Origin of the sequence: Streptomyces sp. NBC_00009 (assembly GCF_045040855.1) — a bacterium.
In the GTDB taxonomy this organism is placed as follows: Bacteria; Actinomycetota; Actinomycetes; order Streptomycetales; family Streptomycetaceae; genus Streptomyces; species Streptomyces aureus.
On the sequence record NZ_CP108312.1, the window covers coordinates 7,568,838 to 7,585,544 of the forward strand.

The 16,707-nt window shown below is 70.7% G+C and carries 18 protein-coding genes; 13 read left to right on the plus strand and 5 right to left on the minus strand.

The genetic code is table 11. From position 1 onward, the window contains the following. Positions 1 to 18 precede the first annotated feature (18 nt). Positions 19 to 810, minus strand: coding sequence for an IclR family transcriptional regulator (locus tag OHA58_RS34320; protein ID WP_405483601.1), 792 nt, complete (start codon positions 808 to 810; stop codon positions 19 to 21). Between the two features lie 86 nt (positions 811 to 896). Beyond that, entirely contained in the window at positions 897 to 2,231 is a 1,335-nt protein-coding gene (locus OHA58_RS34325; protein ID WP_405483602.1) for an MFS transporter, read from the minus strand. Positions 2,232 to 2,494: 263 nt separating this feature from the next. On the opposite strand from OHA58_RS34325, the gene OHA58_RS34330 reads away from it, so the two are divergent. The 5 genes from OHA58_RS34330 to OHA58_RS34350 all read left to right on the plus strand — a co-directional run bounded on the left by OHA58_RS34330 (position 2,495) and on the right by OHA58_RS34350 (position 8,015). Beyond that, positions 2,495 to 3,496, plus strand: a complete 1,002-nt coding sequence (locus OHA58_RS34330; protein WP_405483603.1) for an ABC transporter substrate-binding protein — start codon at positions 2,495 to 2,497, stop codon at positions 3,494 to 3,496. Continuing rightward, positions 3,493 to 4,347, plus strand: coding sequence for an ABC transporter ATP-binding protein (locus OHA58_RS34335; RefSeq protein ID WP_405483604.1), 855 nt, complete (start codon positions 3,493 to 3,495; stop codon positions 4,345 to 4,347). Before OHA58_RS34330 ends, OHA58_RS34335 begins: the two co-directional genes overlap by 4 nt. Beyond that, entirely contained in the window at positions 4,344 to 5,171 is an 828-nt protein-coding gene (locus OHA58_RS34340; RefSeq protein ID WP_405483605.1) for an ABC transporter permease, read from the plus strand. Before OHA58_RS34335 ends, OHA58_RS34340 begins: the two co-directional genes overlap by 4 nt. 25 nt (positions 5,172 to 5,196) lie before the next feature. After that, the gene (locus OHA58_RS34345) at positions 5,197 to 6,180 is read left to right on the plus strand and encodes a zinc-binding alcohol dehydrogenase family protein (protein WP_405483606.1); all 984 of its coding nucleotides are present in this window, start codon (positions 5,197 to 5,199) and stop codon (positions 6,178 to 6,180) included. 428 nt (positions 6,181 to 6,608) lie between these two features. After that, positions 6,609 to 8,015, plus strand: a complete 1,407-nt coding sequence (locus OHA58_RS34350; protein WP_405483607.1) for a peptide MFS transporter — start codon at positions 6,609 to 6,611, stop codon at positions 8,013 to 8,015. Between the two features lie 15 nt (positions 8,016 to 8,030). Here the strand turns inward: OHA58_RS34350 and OHA58_RS34355 are convergent, their stop codons facing one another. After that, the gene (locus tag OHA58_RS34355; RefSeq protein WP_405485323.1) at positions 8,031 to 8,753 is read right to left on the minus strand and encodes an IclR family transcriptional regulator; all 723 of its coding nucleotides are present in this window, start codon (positions 8,751 to 8,753) and stop codon (positions 8,031 to 8,033) included. Positions 8,754 to 8,887: 134 nt separating this feature from the next. Here OHA58_RS34355 and mhpD point away from each other — a divergent pair, with 134 nt between their 5' ends. Genes mhpD through dmpG form a run of 3 tightly spaced genes read left to right on the plus strand, consistent with a single transcriptional unit; the run spans position 8,888 to position 11,699 of the window. After that, complete coding sequence (gene mhpD / locus OHA58_RS34360; RefSeq protein ID WP_405483608.1) at positions 8,888 to 9,724, plus strand: 2-keto-4-pentenoate hydratase; 837 nt, start codon at positions 8,888 to 8,890, stop codon at positions 9,722 to 9,724. Beyond that, positions 9,721 to 10,674 (plus strand): acetaldehyde dehydrogenase (acetylating), encoded by a 954-nt coding sequence (locus OHA58_RS34365; RefSeq protein WP_405483609.1) that lies wholly within the window; start codon positions 9,721 to 9,723, stop codon positions 10,672 to 10,674. The genes mhpD and OHA58_RS34365 overlap by 4 nt, the downstream gene beginning before the upstream one ends. Further along, complete coding sequence (gene dmpG / locus OHA58_RS34370; RefSeq protein ID WP_405483610.1) at positions 10,671 to 11,699, plus strand: 4-hydroxy-2-oxovalerate aldolase; 1,029 nt, start codon at positions 10,671 to 10,673, stop codon at positions 11,697 to 11,699. Before OHA58_RS34365 ends, dmpG begins: the two co-directional genes overlap by 4 nt. 252 nt (positions 11,700 to 11,951) lie before the next feature. Here the strand turns inward: dmpG and OHA58_RS34375 are convergent, their stop codons facing one another. Continuing rightward, positions 11,952 to 12,182 carry an integrase core domain-containing protein gene (locus OHA58_RS34375; protein ID WP_405483611.1) on the minus strand — a complete coding sequence of 77 codons (231 nt, stop codon included), beginning with the start codon at positions 12,180 to 12,182 and terminating at the stop codon, positions 11,952 to 11,954. A gap of 56 nt (positions 12,183 to 12,238) precedes the next feature. On the opposite strand from OHA58_RS34375, the gene OHA58_RS34380 reads away from it, so the two are divergent. The 5 genes from OHA58_RS34380 (at position 12,239) to OHA58_RS34400 (ending at position 16,027) form a co-directional block, all read left to right on the plus strand. After that, entirely contained in the window at positions 12,239 to 12,376 is a 138-nt protein-coding gene (locus OHA58_RS34380) for a hypothetical protein (protein ID WP_405485325.1), read from the plus strand. 110 nt (positions 12,377 to 12,486) lie between these two features. Further along, positions 12,487 to 13,476 (plus strand): hypothetical protein, encoded by a 990-nt coding sequence (locus OHA58_RS34385; protein WP_405483612.1) that lies wholly within the window; start codon positions 12,487 to 12,489, stop codon positions 13,474 to 13,476. A 79-nt stretch (positions 13,477 to 13,555) separates the two neighbouring features. Continuing rightward, on the plus strand, positions 13,556 to 14,140 hold the full coding sequence (locus OHA58_RS34390) for a sugar O-acetyltransferase (protein WP_405483613.1): 585 nt from the start codon (positions 13,556 to 13,558) through the stop codon (positions 14,138 to 14,140). Positions 14,141 to 14,151: 11 nt separating this feature from the next. Then, complete coding sequence (locus OHA58_RS34395; protein WP_405483614.1) at positions 14,152 to 14,694, plus strand: TetR/AcrR family transcriptional regulator; 543 nt, start codon at positions 14,152 to 14,154, stop codon at positions 14,692 to 14,694. Positions 14,695 to 14,860: 166 nt separating this feature from the next. Then, entirely contained in the window at positions 14,861 to 16,027 is a 1,167-nt protein-coding gene (locus OHA58_RS34400) for an alpha-hydroxy-acid oxidizing protein (RefSeq protein ID WP_405483615.1), read from the plus strand. A gap of 66 nt (positions 16,028 to 16,093) precedes the next feature. On the opposite strand, the gene OHA58_RS34405 is transcribed toward OHA58_RS34400, so the two are convergent. Then, on the minus strand, positions 16,094 to 16,678 hold the full coding sequence (locus OHA58_RS34405; RefSeq protein WP_405483616.1) for a nucleosidase: 585 nt from the start codon (positions 16,676 to 16,678) through the stop codon (positions 16,094 to 16,096). Positions 16,679 to 16,707: the final 29 nt, after the last annotated feature.

Below are 16,707 nucleotides of genomic sequence, written 5' to 3' on the forward strand. Positions count from 1 at the left end.
GCCACCGGCCTGTTCCGCTCAGTGAACTCCCGGCATCGCGGCGGCCTCCAGCGCCCGGGTGATACGGGACGCCGTGGTGCGCAGCGCGGGCAGCAGCCGCTCGACGGACACCTCGGAGATCGGGGCCGTCGTCGACAGGGCCGCACACGTCGTCGCGCCCGGCCCCGCCACGGGCACCGCGAGAGAGGCATAGCCGGGCCGGACCTCGCCGACCTCATGGGCGTACCCCTGCTGCCGCACGATGAGCAACTGGCGCCTCAGTACGTCGGGGGAACGCACGGACTGCTCGGTGAGAACCGCGAGGTCCGCGCCGGCGGAGTACTCTCGCGCGCCCGTCACCGTGGCGAGCAGCACCTTCCCGGTGGCCGTGCACGACGCCGGCAGTCTGCCGCCGACCTGCGAATGCGTCAGCACGTTCGCCTCGCCGGCGATCTTCTCCAGGAACAGCACATGGGCGTCGTCGAGCACCGCGAGATGGATCGTGGTGCGGGTGCGGGTGAACAGATCGGTGAGCAGCGGGTGCGCGACGGACCGCAGCACCGCGGAGGCCGGCACCCGCTGCCCGAGATGGAAGAGCCGCATACCGAGCTGGTACGTCTCCTCGTGCCGGTCGAGCAGACCCCACCGCACCAACTCCTGCGCCAGCCGGTACGCCGACGCCTTCGGCACGCCCGAGCGGCGGCTCAGCTCACTCAGGCGCAGCCGCACCGCACCCGACTCGAAGGCGGCGAGCAGCAGCTGCGCCTTCCCGAGGACGGAGTTGGGCAGCAGATCGCTCGTGGCGGTGTCCTGGTCGGCGTACGTCTCCATCGGCGTCCTCTCGTCCTTCGAATGGCGGCAAATGCCATTTGAAGTGCAACAAGGCCGTGTTGCATAGAGGGACCCCGGTGTAAAGATCAGGCAACAGGTGTGGCGACGTCGTGCGCGGGCGCGACGGGTTCCGTCTCCTGTGCCCGGCCGACCCCGGCGAAGACCAGAGCCAGAGTCGTGACCAGCGCCATCCCGACAGTGAGCAGGGCCACCGGCAGAAAGTGCCCGGTGGCGGCGAGCAGCGCCGTGGCGGCCACCGGGGACAGGCCACCGGCCACCGCGGAGGACAGCTCGTGGCCGATCGCCATCCCGGAGTAGCGGGTACGGGTGCTGAACAGCTCGGAGAAGTACGACGGCTGGACCCCGATCATCGCGGCGATAGCGATGTGCCCGACGATGAAGGCCAGGCACACCGCGGCCGTTTCCCCGGTGTCCATGAGCAGGAAAAAGGGGGCCGCCCAGACCATGATGCCGATGGCTCCGCCGAGATAGACGGGCCGCCTGCCCACCCGGTCGGAGAGCCTGCCGAAGACGACCATCATCACCGAGTCCACCAGCATCCCGGTGATTCCCGCCCACAGCAGCACGGTCGAGGAGATCCCGATGTATGCCCCGTAGACGAGCGAGAACGACATGAAGATGTAGCTGGCGCCGCTGTCCGCGAAGCGCAGGGCCATGGCGAACAGGATCTGGCGCGGGTGACGCCGCAGCACCTCGCGCAGGGGCGAACGCGCCTCGTGCACCTTCTTCTCCTCGAAGCCCGCCGTCTCACCGAGGTTGCGCCGGATGTAGAGGCCCACGACGAAGATCACGCCGCTCGCCAGGAACGGCAGCCGCCAGCCCCACGCGGTGAACGCGTCGCCGGTCGCCCGCTCGGCCAGCCATAGCGCCAGCGACGACAGGACGAAGCCGAGTCCCATGCCGCACGAGCTGAACGAGGCGAGAAAACCGCGGCGGTTCGCCGGCACGTTCTCGGTGATGATCAGTACCCCGCCGCCCCACTCACCGCCGGCCGCGGCGCCCTGCAGGATGCGAAGCAGTACCAGCAGCAGCGGCGAGAGGATGCCCGCAGTCGCGTACGACGGGAGCAGCCCCATGCAGAACGTGGCGCCGCCCATCAGGGAGATCGTCGACAGCAGCGCCGCCTTGCGCCCCCGCCGGTCGCCGATGTGCCCGAACACCAGGCCCCCGATGGGCCGCGCCGCGAACCCGACGGCATGCCCCGCCAGGGCCGCGATCGTGCCGAGCAGCGGGTTCCCGTCCGAAGGGAAGAAGACCGAGCCGAGAACCATCGCCGCGGCCGTGGTGTAGAGGAAGAAGTCGTACCACTCGAGCATGTTGCCGGCCACGGACGCGAGAACGACGCGTCGCACCGACGGCGGCTCGTCGGACGTGAACTGTTCAGTCGGCTGTTCAGTCATGCGAGGCTCCTTGCCGATCGTGCCCGGGGATCGACGGAGCGTACGAACGCCCGTCCGCCCGCTCAACCGGGTCGGTCCACCAGGCGGGACACCCGCCCCGGGGGCCGGACCTCCACCGCCGCGGTCCGGTCCGTTCAGCAGACCGCCGGCCGTGCGACGCGGCGCCCGGGGGCAGTAGCTTTCGCCGACTCGCGGGCCCGCACCCCATCCCCCTGCCTCCCTCAGCCGAAATCTGTCGCCACACGACCCGATCCGAGGTGTCCATGCAGCCGGCGTCACGTCCGAGATTCCCTCTGGCCCGTTCCGTCCCGATCGTCGCGGCCCTGTTCGCCCTGCCCGCCTGTATGGCGGGGACCGTCGATTCGGCGGGCGGCTCGGGAGGCGGCGCCCCCGGGCCTGTCGTCCGGATCGCCGTCGGTGTGGATGCCTCGTTCGCGCCCTTCTTCCTCGCCGATGCCGAGGGCCTGTGGGCAAAGCACGGGGTCAACGTCGATGTCGTCCAGTTCGCGAAGGGCGGGGAGGGCGTCGACGCGCTCACCGCCGGGCAGGTGCAACTGGCCGGCAACTCGGACACCACCACCATCGGAGTCCTCGCCCAGAACCCGGACCTCAGGGCGCTGGCCGTGTACGAGAACTCGGGTGACTACCTCAAGGCCGTCCTCGGCCCGCACGTGAAGTCCCCTGCCCGGATAAGGAAGATGGCGGTCGTTCCGGGCCTCTCCGAACTCGCCGCCACCCGCTTCCTGGAGTCGCGGGGCATCGACCCCGCCACGGTCGACCTCGTCACCGCCGACCCCGCCGAGATTCCGGCCCTCACGAAGAAGGGCGACATAGACGCGTATGTCCTGTGGGAGCCCTGGCCGGCCAAGGGAGAGGAACTGGGTGCGCGTGTCGTGGCGACGACCGGGGACTACGGACTGTCGTACCAGCAGTGGCTGCTGGCCACCTCGCCCTGGCTGAAGGCCAACAGTGACACGGCGGCCAAGGTCGCCGCGGCCCTCACGGAGGCGACGAAGCAGGCCGAGCGCGACCCGGACGCCGCCGCCCGGGCCACCAAGGAGGCCGCGAAGGTGCCCACCGAGCAGACCGTCAAGGCCATCAAGGAGATCGACTTCGGTGTCCGCGACTTCACCACCGCCGACCTGAAGGGCTATCGGAACACGGCCGAGTTCTACGCGAGCACCGGCAAGGTCAAAGCCGCACCGGACGTGAACCGGGCCGTACTCGACGGCTGGCTGCCCGAGCACAGGAAGGAAGCCCGATGACCAGGACGACCGAACCCCAACAGCCCTCGAAAGAGGCGGAGCTGATTGGCCACGGGCGTGGCGCCGCCCTGCATGCCGAAGGCGTCGGTATCCACTTCGACGCCTTCCAGGCCGTCCGTGGCATCGACCTCGACATCGCCGCCGGCGAGTTCCTCTGCCTGCTCGGTCCGAGCGGCTGCGGCAAGTCCACGCTCCTCTCGGCCATGGCGGGCTTCGTGCCGGTGAGCGAGGGCGCCCTCACGGTGGACGGTGCGCCGATCACCGGCCCCGGACCCGAACTCGGCATGGTCTTCCAGAGCAGCGAGGCCCTCTTCGACTGGGCCACCGTGCGCCAGAACGTCGCCTTCGGCCCGCGGATGCGCGGCCGCTCCCGCACCGAACAGGCCCGCCTGGCAGACGAGTTCCTCGCACTGGTAGGCCTGCGGCACTGCGCGGACCGGTTCCCCGGGCAGCTCAGCGGCGGAATGCGGCAGCGCGTCCAGATTGCGCGTGTCCTCGCGAACGAGCCACAAGTCGTCCTCATGGACGAGCCGTTCGGCGCGCTGGACGCCCAGACCCGGCAAGTGCTCCAGCAGGAGACGGACCGCATCTGGCGCTCGTCCGGCTGCACCGTCGTCTTCGTCACCCATGACATCGACGAGGCGATCCTGCTCGCCGACCGGGTCGCTGTCATGACCGCGGGACCTGCGGCCGCCATCAAGTCCGTGTACGAGGTGGACCTGCCGCGCCCCCGCGACGAGACCGACCCGGCCGCGATCGAGTTGCGCCGCAAGCTGCGCGACGACATCGGCGAAGAGGTCCGCAAGGCCCTGCGCGACCAGGGCCTCGACCCTGAGGAGGCAACCCGATGACCCTCACCGCAGCCGACCCGAAGGCGCCCCCGCGCCGCGCAACGGCCGGCACCACGGGCCGTCCCGGTGTACGCGGCCTGCGCACCCTCGCCGTCTACACCCTCTCCGTCCTCGTCGGCCTCGGCATCTGGCAGCTCCTCGCCATGAAGTACGGCTCGTCGCTGCTCGCCTCACCCGCCCAGACGCTGTCGGCCGCGAAGGAACTCGCCCGCGACGGCACATTGTTCAACTCCGTCGTCGCCTCCAGCCGCCGCATCCTGATCGGCTGGGGCCTCGGCATCCTGGTCGGTGCGCCGATCGGCCTGCTCGTCGGCCAGATCCGGATCGTCCGTCAACTCCTGGAGCCCTACATCGAGTTCTTCCGCTTCATCCCGCCGGTCGCGTTCGTGACCCTGGCCGTGGTGTGGCTGGGCATCGGGGAGTCGTCGAAGGTCGTGCTGATCTTCTACACGGCCGTCTTCATCGTCACGCTCAACACCAGCGCGGGCGTCATGGCCGTGAACGAGTCCAAGCTGCGCGCCGCCGCCAGCCTGGGCGCTAGCCGCCGGCAGATCCTGCAGCGGGTCGTGCTGCCCTCGACCGTCCCGTACATCGTCACCGGCGCCCGGCTCGCGATGGGCAACAGCTTCCTCACCATCGTCTCGGCCGAGATCGTCGCCTCCCAGGTGGGCCTCGGCTCGCTGATCTGGACCTCACGCAACTACGGACGCATCGACTGGGTCTTCGTCGGCATCATCACCCTCGGCGTCCTCGGGTTCGTGTACGACCGGGTGCTGCGGCTGGTAGCGGTACGTGTACTGCGCAGGTACGGGGCTAAGGTATGAGGCGCGGGGAGAACGGAGACAACGAGTGAGCACGATCGATTCCGCCTCGCAGGCCCTCGTTCCGGAGGAGTCGCGGGCCCTTGTCCTGGAGGAGTTCGGGACCCTGCCGCGGCTGGTCGAGCGGCCGGTCCCCGCGCCGCGGACCGGCCACACGCTGGTCCGGACACGGGCGGCGACCGTCGCGCATCTGGACCTGAACATCCTTGACGGGCAGTTCGGCATCCTGCCCGAGCGGCCGTTCGTGCCCGGCACTCAGGGCAGCGGCACCGTCCTCGCCTCTGCTGTGCACCCAGAGGGCGCGCTCGTCCGGGTCCGTGGCGAGGGGCTCGGGCTCACCCGTGACGGGGCCTGGGCGGAGCACCTGCTGGTGCCGGACAACGCCGTCGAGGTGATGCCCGAGGGCACCGACCCGGTCCTGGCCGCCATCTACTTCTCACCGGTCGGGACCGCCTTCGCCGCCGTGCACCCCATCGCCCGGGTACAGCCGGGCGAGCGGGTCCTTGTCACCGGGGCGTCCGGCGCGGTCGGCGCCCTCGTGGTGCAGCTCGCCGCGCGGGCCGGCGCCGAGGTGATCGGCGTGGTCGGCCGCCCGGCCAAGCTGGGACAGGTGCCCGCCCCCGCCAAGCCGGTCCTCGCCGCCGAGCTCTGCGCGGAAGTGATGGGCGGCCCGGCCGACGTGCTCATCGACACCGTCGGCGGTGCGGTGCTGCGCGACGCGCTCACCCTGGTCCGTCCGCGCGGCCGCGCCGCCCTCCTCGGCTACACCGCGGGCCGCGAACTCACCCTGGATCTGGCCGACTTCTTCCTCGCCGATGTCACCCTGCTCCCGGTGAACATGATCAGCCGCGGCAAGGAGGTCGCCCCCGACGTCGTACGCCTCCTGCCCGACCTGGCGTCCGGCGAGTTGTCGCTCCCGCACGAGCGGTACGGCATCGAGGAGCTGCCGGAAGCGGTGGCGCGGCTGCGCACCGGTGCGGCGGTCGGCCGCGTGGTGCTCGACCTGGGCTAGGGGCGCGACTGGTGCGCCGGCGTCTACTTCGACCCGGCCACCCGCGTCGGCGTCGTCCGCGGCTTCGCCGGACACGGCGTGACCGCCACGCAGCTCGCCGCCCGCACACTGCTCGACCGGGCCGCCGGCCTGGACACCGAGCTGACCCGGCTGCCGTGGAACGACCACGACTCTGGACGCTGAGAGCCCGACCCCCTGCGCTGGATCGGCGTCCACGGCATGTACCGGCTGTTCGGCGTCGCCGACCGCTGGGAGGAGAGCCGGCACTCACAGAACACCTCGCTCATCGCCCGTTTCGGCTCCCGACTGGCAGGACTCAGCGAATGAGAACCCCAACAACACCGACCACGACACCGGCATCGCAGCAGCCGTCCGGGACACCCGCCACGACACCACCCGCGGGAGACTTCCGGCGAGGCCTGTGGAGCATGGCCTTCACGGAACTGTGGGAGCGCTATTCGTTCTACGGACTTCAAGGCATCCTCTCGTTCTATCTGCTGTACGAGGTGGGGGAGGGCGGCCTGGCCCTCGACCCGGCCCTCGCCTCCGGCATCGTCGGCGCATACGGCGGCGCGGTCTATCTGTCGCAGATCCTCGGCGCCTGGCTCGGTGACCGGCTCGTCAGCCCCCGGAAGATGGTCCTGTACGGGGCCGTCGTCATCACCACGGGGCATGTCGTGCTCGCCTTCGCGCCCGGCCTCGCGGGCCTCGGCGCCGGCCTCGTCCTCATCGTGCTCGGCACCGGCGCACTCAAGACGAACATCACGTCGATCGTCGGTTTCGTCCTCGACCAGCACACGGACGACCGCTACCGCGACGCCGGATTCTCGTACTTCTACATGGCCATCAACATCGGCGCGGTGGTCGGCCCGCTCACCACCGGGCTCGCCCAGAACGAGCTCGGTTTCCACTTCGGATTCGGGCTCGCGGCCATCGGTATGGCCGGGGCGCTCATCCAGTACGTCGTGTCGATGAACCGGCTCCCCGAGCGCGCCAAGATAGTCAACAACCCGCTGCCGGCGGGGCGCCGACCGCTCATCGCCGTGGGGGCTCTCGCCTGCATCGCGGTCGTGGGCGGCACCGTCGCCACCGGTCTGCTCCGGGCGGGGAACCTGTCCACCGTGGTCACGATCACCGCGCTGGTGGCCGCGGCCGCGTACTTCCTCACGATGACGACGTCGTCGGAGGTCACCCGCGACGAGCGCCGGCGCATCCTCGGCTATCTGCCGCTGTTCCTCGCCTCGGGTGTCTACTTCGGCTTCCTGTTCCAGAAGTTCACGGCCATCTCGATCCTGATCACCGAGCGGATCGATCTGCACATAGGCGGCTGGACGTTCCCCGTCGCCTGGATCACCACCGTCAGCCCCCTGGCGGCGGTCCTCATCACCCCGCTCATCGCCCGGTTGTGGAAGCGCCTCGGGGAGCGGCAGCCGGGCCCGGTGACCAAGGTCGCCATCGGACTGACCCAGATCGGCTGCGCCTATCTCTTCCTGCTGATCATCTCCGAGGCCACCGGCGACGCGGTGATCCCGCTGTTCCTCATCCTGCTGTTCATGATGGCCGCCGGATCTTCGGAGGTGTTCATCGGGCCGATCGGCCTGTCACTGGCCACCCGGATCGGGCCGGAGAAGTTCCGCTCGCAGATGGTCGGCTTGAACTTCCTCACATTGGCGCTGGGTTCGTCGCTCGCGGGACTGCTCGGGCAGCTGTTCACCGTGATCGACAATGCCTCGTACTTCACCGTCACCGCCGTGTGCGGGATCGGCATCGGTCTGATCCTGTTCGCCGTACGCAAGCCGGTGGGGAGACTGCTGGAATCGGGGCTCGGGAGCTGAACCGAACCGCTCGGCTCACATCCCCCTGCGCAGCACGCGCGACAGGCCCAGTGCCGACGTCCGTACCGCGGGCGCCAGTTGGGCCGGCCGGAACCGGGTCCGCGGCACCGCCACCGAGAGGGCGGCGACCGCGGTCCCGCCCGCGAACACCGGTGCCGCGATACAGCTGACGTCCTGCGCGGCCTCCCGCTCCTCATAGGCGAGACCCGCGACCTGGACCTTCTCCAGGGACGTCCGCAGCCGCTCCGGGTCCGTGATCGAGTACGGGGTGAGGCTCGGCAGCGGCCGGGCGAGAACCTCGTCCAACAGCTCGGCGCCGGAGAAGGCCAACAGCGCCTTGCCCACGCCCGTACACGTCAGCGGCAGGCCGCCGCCGATCCTGGAGGGGAGCCACGGCGCGTCATGGCCGTGGATGCGCTCCAGGTAGACCACTTCGAGGCCCTCGCGCACCCCGAGATGCACGGTCTCGTGCGTGGCCTCGAAGAGGTCCTGGAGGAACGGCAGCGCGGTCTCCCGCAGATCGCGCCTGCGCGGCACCAGCGACCCGAACTCGAAGAGCTTCGCGCCGAGTTGGTAGTGCGCGCCCGAGCGCTCCAGCCAGCCGAGTCGCACCAGGTCCGCGGTGAGCCGGTGCGCGGTCGGCTTGGTGAGGCCGGTCCGCTCCACGAGTTCCGCAAGACGGTACGGGCCCCCGTCGGGAAGGAAGGTCTCCAGTATCTGGGCGGATTTGTCCAGCATGTTCCCGCCCTCGCTGTTCCGTGTCACGGAACAAACCTTGCTCCTGAGCGGGCCTGCTGTCTATACCGGAGGCAACACCGGGAGCCGCGAGCAGCCCCGGAACCCTTGCCGTTCCGTCCTTCTGGAGGTCGCCCATGTCGTCAGCCGTCCCGCCGGGCGAGGACGCCCCGCCGACCGTGGTCAAGGCAGCGGACGCGCTGGCCGAGGCCACTCGCACCCGGGTCGCCACCCCGCCGGTGCGCCCGCTGTTCGACGAGGGTGACCTGGAGACGGCGTATGCCGTGCAGCGGCTGAACGTTCAGCGCGGCCTGGCCGCGGGGCGCCGCCTCGTCGGCCGCAAGATCGGCCTCACCTCCCCGGCGGTCCAGGACCAACTCGGCGTGGACCAGCCGGACTTCGGCGCCCTGTTCGCCGACATGGAGGTGCCGCAGGGCGGCGAGGTGCCCGCCGGCCGACTGCTGCAGCCGAAGGTGGAGGCCGAGGTCGTCCTGGTCCTGGGCCGCGACCTGCCGCACCGGCAGTGCACCGTCGCCGACGTGCTGCGCGCGGTCGACTTCGCGCTGCCCGCCCTGGAGATCGTCGACAGCCGCATCGCCGACTGGGGCATCTCCCTCGTCGACACCGTCGCCGACAACGCCTCCTGCGGCCTGTACGTCCTGGGCGGCACACCCGTACCGCTCACGGGCATCGACCTGCGCGCCGTGGAGATGACCATGACCCGCGGCGGCGAGACCGTCTCGCGCGGCACCGGCGCCGACTGCCTCGGCAGCCCGCTCGTCGCGACGGCCTGGCTCGCCTCGACCCTCGCCGAACGCGGCGACCCACTGCGGGCGGGAGATGTCGTCCTGACCGGAGCACTCGGCCCGATGGTGCCCGCCGCCGCGGGCGACGTGTTCGACGCGACCATCACCGGCCTCGGCTCCGTCCAGGTCACCTTCGCGACAGAGGCAACAGAGGGAGCGGACAAGTGAGCAACGGTACGAAGACGAAGGTCGCCGTCATCGGCTCCGGCAACATCGGCACCGATCTCATGATCAAGATCCTGCGCCTCTCCGAGACCCTGGAGATCGCCGCGCTGGCGGGCATCGACCCGGACTCCGACGGCCTGGCACGCGCCCGCCGCCTGAAGGTGGCCACGACGCACGAGGGCGTCGAAGGCCTCGTGAAAATGCCGGAGTTCGCGGACGTGGAGATCGTCTTCGACGCGACCTCGGCCGGCGCCCACCGCCACCACGAGGAGGTGCTGCGCCCGCTGGGCCGCACCCTCGTCGACCTGACCCCGGCCGCCGTCGGCCCCTACGTCGTCCCGCCTGTCAACGGCGACGCCCACCTCGACGCGCCGAACGTCAACATGGTCACCTGTGGCGGACAGGCGACCATCCCGGTCGTCGCCGCAGTCAACGCGGTCACCCCGGTCCACTACGGAGAGATAGTCGCCTCCATCTCCTCCCGCTCCGCGGGCCCCGGCACCCGCGCGAACATCGACGAGTTCACCGAGACCACCTCCTCGGCCATAGAACAGGTCGGCGGCGCGGCCCGCGGCAAGGCGATCATCGTCCTCAACCCGGCCGAACCCCCGTTGATCATGCGCGACACGGTGCACTGTCTGGTCTCCGCCTGCTCCACCGAAGCGGTCACCGCGTCCATCGAGGAGATGGTCGCCCGCGTCCAGGCGTACGTCCCCGGCTACCGCCTCAAGCAGCAGGTCCAGTACGACGCGGTACGCCCCGGCGATGCCCTGCACGACCTCGTCCCCACCGGGACCGGCGAGGCGCTGAAGGTCTCCGTCTTCCTGGAGGTCGAGGGCGCCGCCCACTATCTGCCGGCCTACGCGGGGAACCTCGACATCATGACCTCGGCCGCGCTGCGCACCGCCGAGCGCATGGCCGCCCACCGCGCCATGGAGGTGGCCGCCCGATGAGCGCCAAGAGCCTGTACGTTCAGGACGTCACCCTGCGGGACGGCATGCACGCCATCCGCCACCGCTACACCGTCGAGCAGGCCGCCGCCATCGCCGGCGCACTCGACGCCGCCGGGGTCGCCGCCATCGAGATCTCCCACGGCGACGGATTGGCCGGCTCCAGCGTCAACTACGGCGTCGGCGCGCACACCGACTGGGAGTGGATCGAAGCGGTCGTTGGCGCGACGAAGAACGCCGTCCCGACCACCCTCCTCCTCCCCGGCATCGGCACCATCCAGGACCTCAAGCAGGCGCACGCGCTCGGCATCCGCTCGGTACGCGTCGCGACCCACTGCACCGAGGCCGATGTCGCCGCCCAACACATTGCTGCAGCACGGGAGTTGGGCATGGACGTCGCCGGGTTCCTGATGATGTCCCACATGTCCGAGCCTGCCGACCTGGCCCGCCAGGCGAAGCTGATGGAGTCCTACGGCGCGCACTGCGTGTATGTCACCGACTCCGGCGGCCGCCTGACGATGGACGGCGTACGCAGCCGCTTCCGCGCCTACCGCGACGTACTGGACCCGGCGACCGAACTGGGCATCCACGCCCACCACAACCTCGCGCTCGGCGTCGCCAACACGGTCGTCGCCGTCGAGGAGGGCGTCACCCGCGTCGACGCCTCCCTTGCAGGGCAGGGCGCGGGCGCCGGCAACTGCCCGCTCGAAGCCTTCATCGCGGTCGCGGACCTGCAGGGCTGGAAGCACGGCTGTGACCTCTTCCCGCTGATGGACGCTGCCGACGATCTCGTACGTCCCCTGCAGGACCGTGAGGTCCGGGTGGACCGGGAGACGCTGAGCCTCGGCTACGCGGGCGTGTACTCCAGCTTCCTGCGCCACGCGGAGGCGGCGGCCACGCGCTACGGCCTGGACACCCGCACGATCCTGGTCGAGGTCGGCCGGCGCGGGATGGTCGGTGGCCAGGAGGACATGATCACTGACATCGCCCTGGACCTGGTCGGCGAGCGGGAGAACGCATCGTCCTGAGCCCTGTCGCGGCCCTTGGAGGGGCCCCGCGGGCCCGGTTGGCCCCTCCAAGAGGCTGCATGTTCGTCTCCCTGCGGGGCGGCGACACCCCACATCCTCAGCCAACTCGACGAGCGCCAGCGGGACTTCGCCTGCAGCGGCCGACTCCATGTGCGACACCCCGACCGCGGCCACCTGGTTTGCAGATTCGCACCAACGCCCGGTTCGCGTACGAGGACTAGTGGGCCCGCAAGGACAACATCGACGTCGACTTCATGAAGGACGGTTCGTTGGGGCAGGCGGCGAGTGCGGATGGAGACAGGGGCGCCTTCGGCGCGAAGGGTGCGGCGGACGGCATCGCGGGAGACCGTGCCGACGGAGGCGTCGCACGGCGCTCTTAGGTCCCAGCGATCGATGGGGTCTGCCTGTGTTGTAGTGCTCGGTGTACCGGTCCAGGGCAGTTCGCAGGTGGTGTTCACCGGCGATGAGTTGAGGTCCTGTCACCCTCGATCGGCCGTCAGCTCCTGGAGCGCGCGCTCATCGACGAGATCGGCCTGCGCATCGCGCCGGTCCTGCTCGGCGACGGGGTCCGCCTGTTCGACGACCCGGCCGGCTCGCCGGTCCGACTCGGCCTTGTCAACGGCAGCGAACCGTCGCTCGTGGTGAACGTGCGCTACCGCCCGGCCTCCGCCGGTTGAACCGCCGGCATCGATACCGCCACCGCATCGTCCGGTAGGGGTCCGCCGGGACGCGGCGCCTCTATTCTGTTGCCGCTCCTGTTCCATCAGTCATACCTCGGGGGAAACACATGAACGCCTGGAATCCGGGCGGGCAGCCGCCCTACGACCCGCAGGCAGGGCACCGGCCCCAGCCCGGCCCGTACCCGCCGCCGCCCCAGGGCCCGTACCCGCCGCCGCCCCAGGGCCCGTACCCGCCACAGCCGCCCAACGGCGGCTACCCGCCGCAGATCCCGCACCCCTACGGGCCCCCTCCCAACGGGCCGCACCCATACCCGCCGCACCCCGGCCCGCCACCCGCCCCCGGCCCCTTCCAGCGGCTGCGGCAGAAGGTCGGCCCCATCCACACCGCGCGCCGGGTGTTCAAGCCGTCCCGCTCCGGCATCGTCGACGACGCCCTGGTCGCCCGTGTCCAGAAGATCCGCACCCTGGTCGGTCTGGGCGCGGTGGTGTGGGTGTCGATGTCCTACAAGCTCGCCAACTCGGTGAGCGACGTCGTCAGTGACCGGGGGGACCAGGCCTGGCTCAGCGTCCTGATGCTGTCCGTGACGTTCCCCGTCGCCGTGGGAGTACTGCTCGCCCTAGCCGCTCCCTCGGCCCGCCGCGAGCTGCTGCGCCGGGCCGCCAAGTCGTTCGGCGCGATGGTGTCCATAGTGGCGGCGGTGGGCGTGTTCCCGGCGATCATGCTCACCGGCTTCATGGAGGGCAGGTTCGCCACCAACCCGGTGATGGCCGTCGTCACGTACTCCGTCCTCGTGCTGACCTTTGTGTGGGTGGTGCCCTTCATCTTCTGGGGCATCGGCCTGGCGCTCGTACATGTCTTCCGCACCGCGGACATCCACGAGACCGTGCCGCCGCTGCTGGCCATGACGCTGGTCTGGGAGATGACGCTCGTCGACCTGTTCACCGGCGCCTACGCGGGTGTGCCGGGCCCGCTCCGGGTGCTGCTCATGCTCGGCGCCCCCGTCTCGGTGACCGCCGTCGGCCTGTGGGAACTGCACCGGCTGCGCGCCCACTACGGCATCGGGGTCCGGGACATGCTGATGCGGCAGCCGGGTTAGCCGGGCCGAGCACCCTGCGCTCAGTGACTCGCCGATCGCGAGCGTACGTTCGTACATTCCCGAGTGTACGATCGTACGCATGACGACGACGGACTACTTCGCCGACGACCCGCGGACGAACCTGGAGCGCATGCTCGCGGGTGACCTCTACATCGCCGACGATCCGGAGATCGCCCGGCGTCAGCAGCGGGCGATGCGGCTGGCCGCCCGCTATCAGGACGCCTTCATCGAGGACGCCGACAAGGCCCGGCCGATCCTGGCCGACCTGCTCGAGTCCCTGGGGGAGGGCGTCGAGGTGCGGCCGCCGCTGTACGTCGACTACGGCAGCAACATCGCCATCGGCGCCCGCACCTTCGTCAACTACCACCTCACCGCGCTCGACGTCGCAAGGATCACCATCGGCGAGGACTGCCAGCTCGGCCCCAACGTCCAACTCCTCACCCCCACCCACCCGGTGGAGCCGCAGCCCCGCCGCGACAAGCTGGAAGCCGCGCTGCCCATCACCATCGGCGACAACGTCTGGCTCGGCGGCGGGGCCATCGTGTGCCCCGGAGTGACCATCGGGGACAACTCCGTCATCGGCGCCGGAGCCGTGGTCACCAAGGACGTCCCGGCGAACGTCGTGGCCGTCGGCAACCCCGCCCGCCCCGTCCGCACCCTCTGACCGGCGCCCCCATGGCCACCGGACGCACGGACCCGCAGCGCCGCGAGCGCATCCTCGCCGCCACCCTCGACCACATCGCCGAAGAGGGCGTCGCCGGGGTCTCCCACCGCAAGATCGCCGTACGCGCCGACGTGCCGCTCGGCTCGATGACCTACCACTTCGCCGGCATCGACGACCTGTTGCGCGAGGCCTTCACCCGGTTCGCCGACGAGATCGTGGCCGTGTTCGAGCGGCACCTGGCCGACGTCGGCACCCCCGAGCAGGCCCGCGAAGCCGTCACCGACCTCATCCACGCGCTGTCCGCAGGTTCGCGTCGCGATCTCGTCCTCACCCACGAGCTCTACGCCCTCGCCGCCCGCCGCGACGAGTACCGCGAACTCACCCACGCCTGGATGGCCCGCAGCCGCGACCTCCTGGAGCGGCACTTCGACGCGGACACCGCCCGCCAACTGGACGCGCTGATCGAGGGGTTGGTCCTGCACCGCTCCCTCGACACCGCCCCGCAGCGCCGCGAGCTCACCCGGGCGGCCGTGCGGCGCCTGACCTCCGGCTGATCTCCGCCTGGTCTCCGGCCGGCCCTCGGTGCGCAGCCGGCCTCGAGCCGCCCGTGGGGTGCGGACCTGACCCCGCACCCCACGGGCCCCCAACCGCCGCCCTGCGCACTAGTGTCTGATCGCCACCGCCAGGACACGGTGGCGCTCGACGAGGAGGGTGGCCGCGATGACGCAGCAGTTCGGTGACTACCAGCACGAGATCTACTTCAACGCGCTCGGGGGTGTCGTCCCCGAGCTGCCCATGGCCTTCGCGGAGCTGGAGCAGCGGGCCAGTGAGGCACTCGCGCCGTCCGTGTGGTCGTACGTCGCGGGTGGCGCGGGCGACGAATTCACCCAGCGCGTGAACGTCACCGCGTTCGAACAGTGGGGGCTCGTGCCGCGCATGTTCGTCGGGGCGAGCAAGCGGGACCTGACCGTCGACCTCTTCGGGCTGAAGCTCGACAGCCCGCTGTTCATGTGCCCCATCGGCGTGATCGGGCTCTGCGGACAGGACGGGCACGGGGACCTCGCGACGGCACGGGCCGCCGCCCGCACGGGAGTTCCGATGGTGGCCTCCACCCTGTCCGCGGACCCCATGGAGGACGTGGCCAAGGAGTTCGGCGAGACCCCCGGCTTCTTCCAGCTCTACACGCCGACCGACCGTGACCTCGCCGAGAGCCTCGTCAGGCGGGCCGAGGCGGCCGGCTTCAAGGGGATCGTCGTCACCATGGACACCTGGGTCACCGGCTGGCGGCCCCGCGACCTGTCCACCGGCAACTTCCCCCAGCTGCGCGGCCACTGCCTCAGCAACTACACCTCGGACCCGGTCTTCCGCTCCCGGCTCCCGCAGGGCCGCGCCGATGACACGCAGGCCGTCGTCATGCAGTTCGCGAGCGTCTTCGGCAACCCCCTGACGTGGGACGACCTCCCCTGGCTGCGCTCGCTCACCAACCTTCCGTTGATCGTCAAGGGCCTGTGCCACCCCGAGGACGTACGGCGGGCCAAGGACGGCGGCGTCGACGGGATCTACTGCTCGAACCACGGCGGACGTCAGGCCAACGGAGGACTCGCCGCCATCGACGCCCTGCCGGACGTGGTGGAGGCCGCCGACGGTCTGCCCGTGCTGTTCGACTCGGGCGTGCGCTCCGGAGCCGATGTGGTCAAGGCGCTCGCCCTCGGCGCGACGGCGGTAGGCATCGGCCGTCCCTATGCCTACGGCCTCGCCCTCGGCGGCGTCGACGGCATCGTCCACGTGCTGCGGTCCCTGCTCGCGGAGACCGACCTGATCATGGCCGTCGACGGTTACCCGACGCTCGCCGACCTCACTCCGCAGGCGCTGCGTCGCCGGCACTGACCTCGGGCGCGTGGGGCGCGGCCCGGTCTCATCGCCGCCCCCGCAGCCTGCCGGGGGAGTCGTGGATCAGGGGCGTACGGGGACGTTCCGCGCGGTCCAGTCGGCGAGGACGCGTGCGCAGTCGGCGACCGTCTCGCGCCATGTCCTGGCCGCGCCGTCGCCCGCCTCGTCGCTGACGTGCTTGACGATGCGCAGCGGAACACCGGCCTGCTGGGCGGCGGACGCGAGAGCGTAGCCCTCCATGTCGACGAGCGGGGCGTGCGCGGCCAGGCGGGCGCGGGCCGCCTCGTCGGAGATGAAGGAGTCGCCGGTCGCGAGGACGGGCCCGCCGTGGTCGGGCAGGTCGATCGGCGCACCGTAGATCTCGCCCGTCAGGGAGGCGAGCACGGCGTTGTCCAGGTCGTGCTGGATCACGGAGCCGATGACGTGGGTGCCCGTCCAGCCGGGGCGCAGCGCACCCGCCGTGCCCAGGTTCACGATGCCCGAGGGGTGCGGGCCGCGGGCCAGGACGGTGGCCAGCGCGGTCGCCGCGTTGACCTTGCCCATGCCGGTGAGCAGGACGGGGAGATTCGTGTCGAGGAACTGCGCCTCTTCCTTCACGGCCAGCACGAGCAGGGGGCGGCCGGCGGTGATCTCACCTATGAGTTCCATGCCGCAACGGTAGCTGCGGGCCGGTCGCC

Coding starts and splice junctions, on each gene's coding strand:
- OHA58_RS34320 (WP_405483601.1), bottom strand. CDS start 810: ATGGAGACGTACGCCGACCAGGACACCGCCACGAGCGATCTGCTGCCC.
- OHA58_RS34325 (WP_405483602.1), bottom strand. CDS start 2,231: ATGACTGAACAGCCGACTGAACAGTTCACGTCCGACGAGCCGCCGTCG.
- OHA58_RS34330 (WP_405483603.1), top strand. CDS start 2,495: ATGCAGCCGGCGTCACGTCCGAGATTCCCTCTGGCCCGTTCCGTCCCG.
- OHA58_RS34335 (WP_405483604.1), top strand. CDS start 3,493: ATGACCAGGACGACCGAACCCCAACAGCCCTCGAAAGAGGCGGAGCTG.
- OHA58_RS34340 (WP_405483605.1), top strand. CDS start 4,344: ATGACCCTCACCGCAGCCGACCCGAAGGCGCCCCCGCGCCGCGCAACG.
- OHA58_RS34350 (WP_405483607.1), top strand. CDS start 6,609: ATGGCCTTCACGGAACTGTGGGAGCGCTATTCGTTCTACGGACTTCAA.
- OHA58_RS34355 (WP_405485323.1), bottom strand. CDS start 8,753: ATGCTGGACAAATCCGCCCAGATACTGGAGACCTTCCTTCCCGACGGG.
- mhpD (WP_405483608.1), top strand. CDS start 8,888: ATGTCGTCAGCCGTCCCGCCGGGCGAGGACGCCCCGCCGACCGTGGTC.
- dmpG (WP_405483610.1), top strand. CDS start 10,671: ATGAGCGCCAAGAGCCTGTACGTTCAGGACGTCACCCTGCGGGACGGC.
- OHA58_RS34385 (WP_405483612.1), top strand. CDS start 12,487: ATGAACGCCTGGAATCCGGGCGGGCAGCCGCCCTACGACCCGCAGGCA.
- OHA58_RS34390 (WP_405483613.1), top strand. CDS start 13,556: ATGACGACGACGGACTACTTCGCCGACGACCCGCGGACGAACCTGGAG.
- OHA58_RS34395 (WP_405483614.1), top strand. CDS start 14,152: ATGGCCACCGGACGCACGGACCCGCAGCGCCGCGAGCGCATCCTCGCC.
- OHA58_RS34400 (WP_405483615.1), top strand. CDS start 14,861: ATGACGCAGCAGTTCGGTGACTACCAGCACGAGATCTACTTCAACGCG.
- OHA58_RS34405 (WP_405483616.1), bottom strand. CDS start 16,678: ATGGAACTCATAGGTGAGATCACCGCCGGCCGCCCCCTGCTCGTGCTG.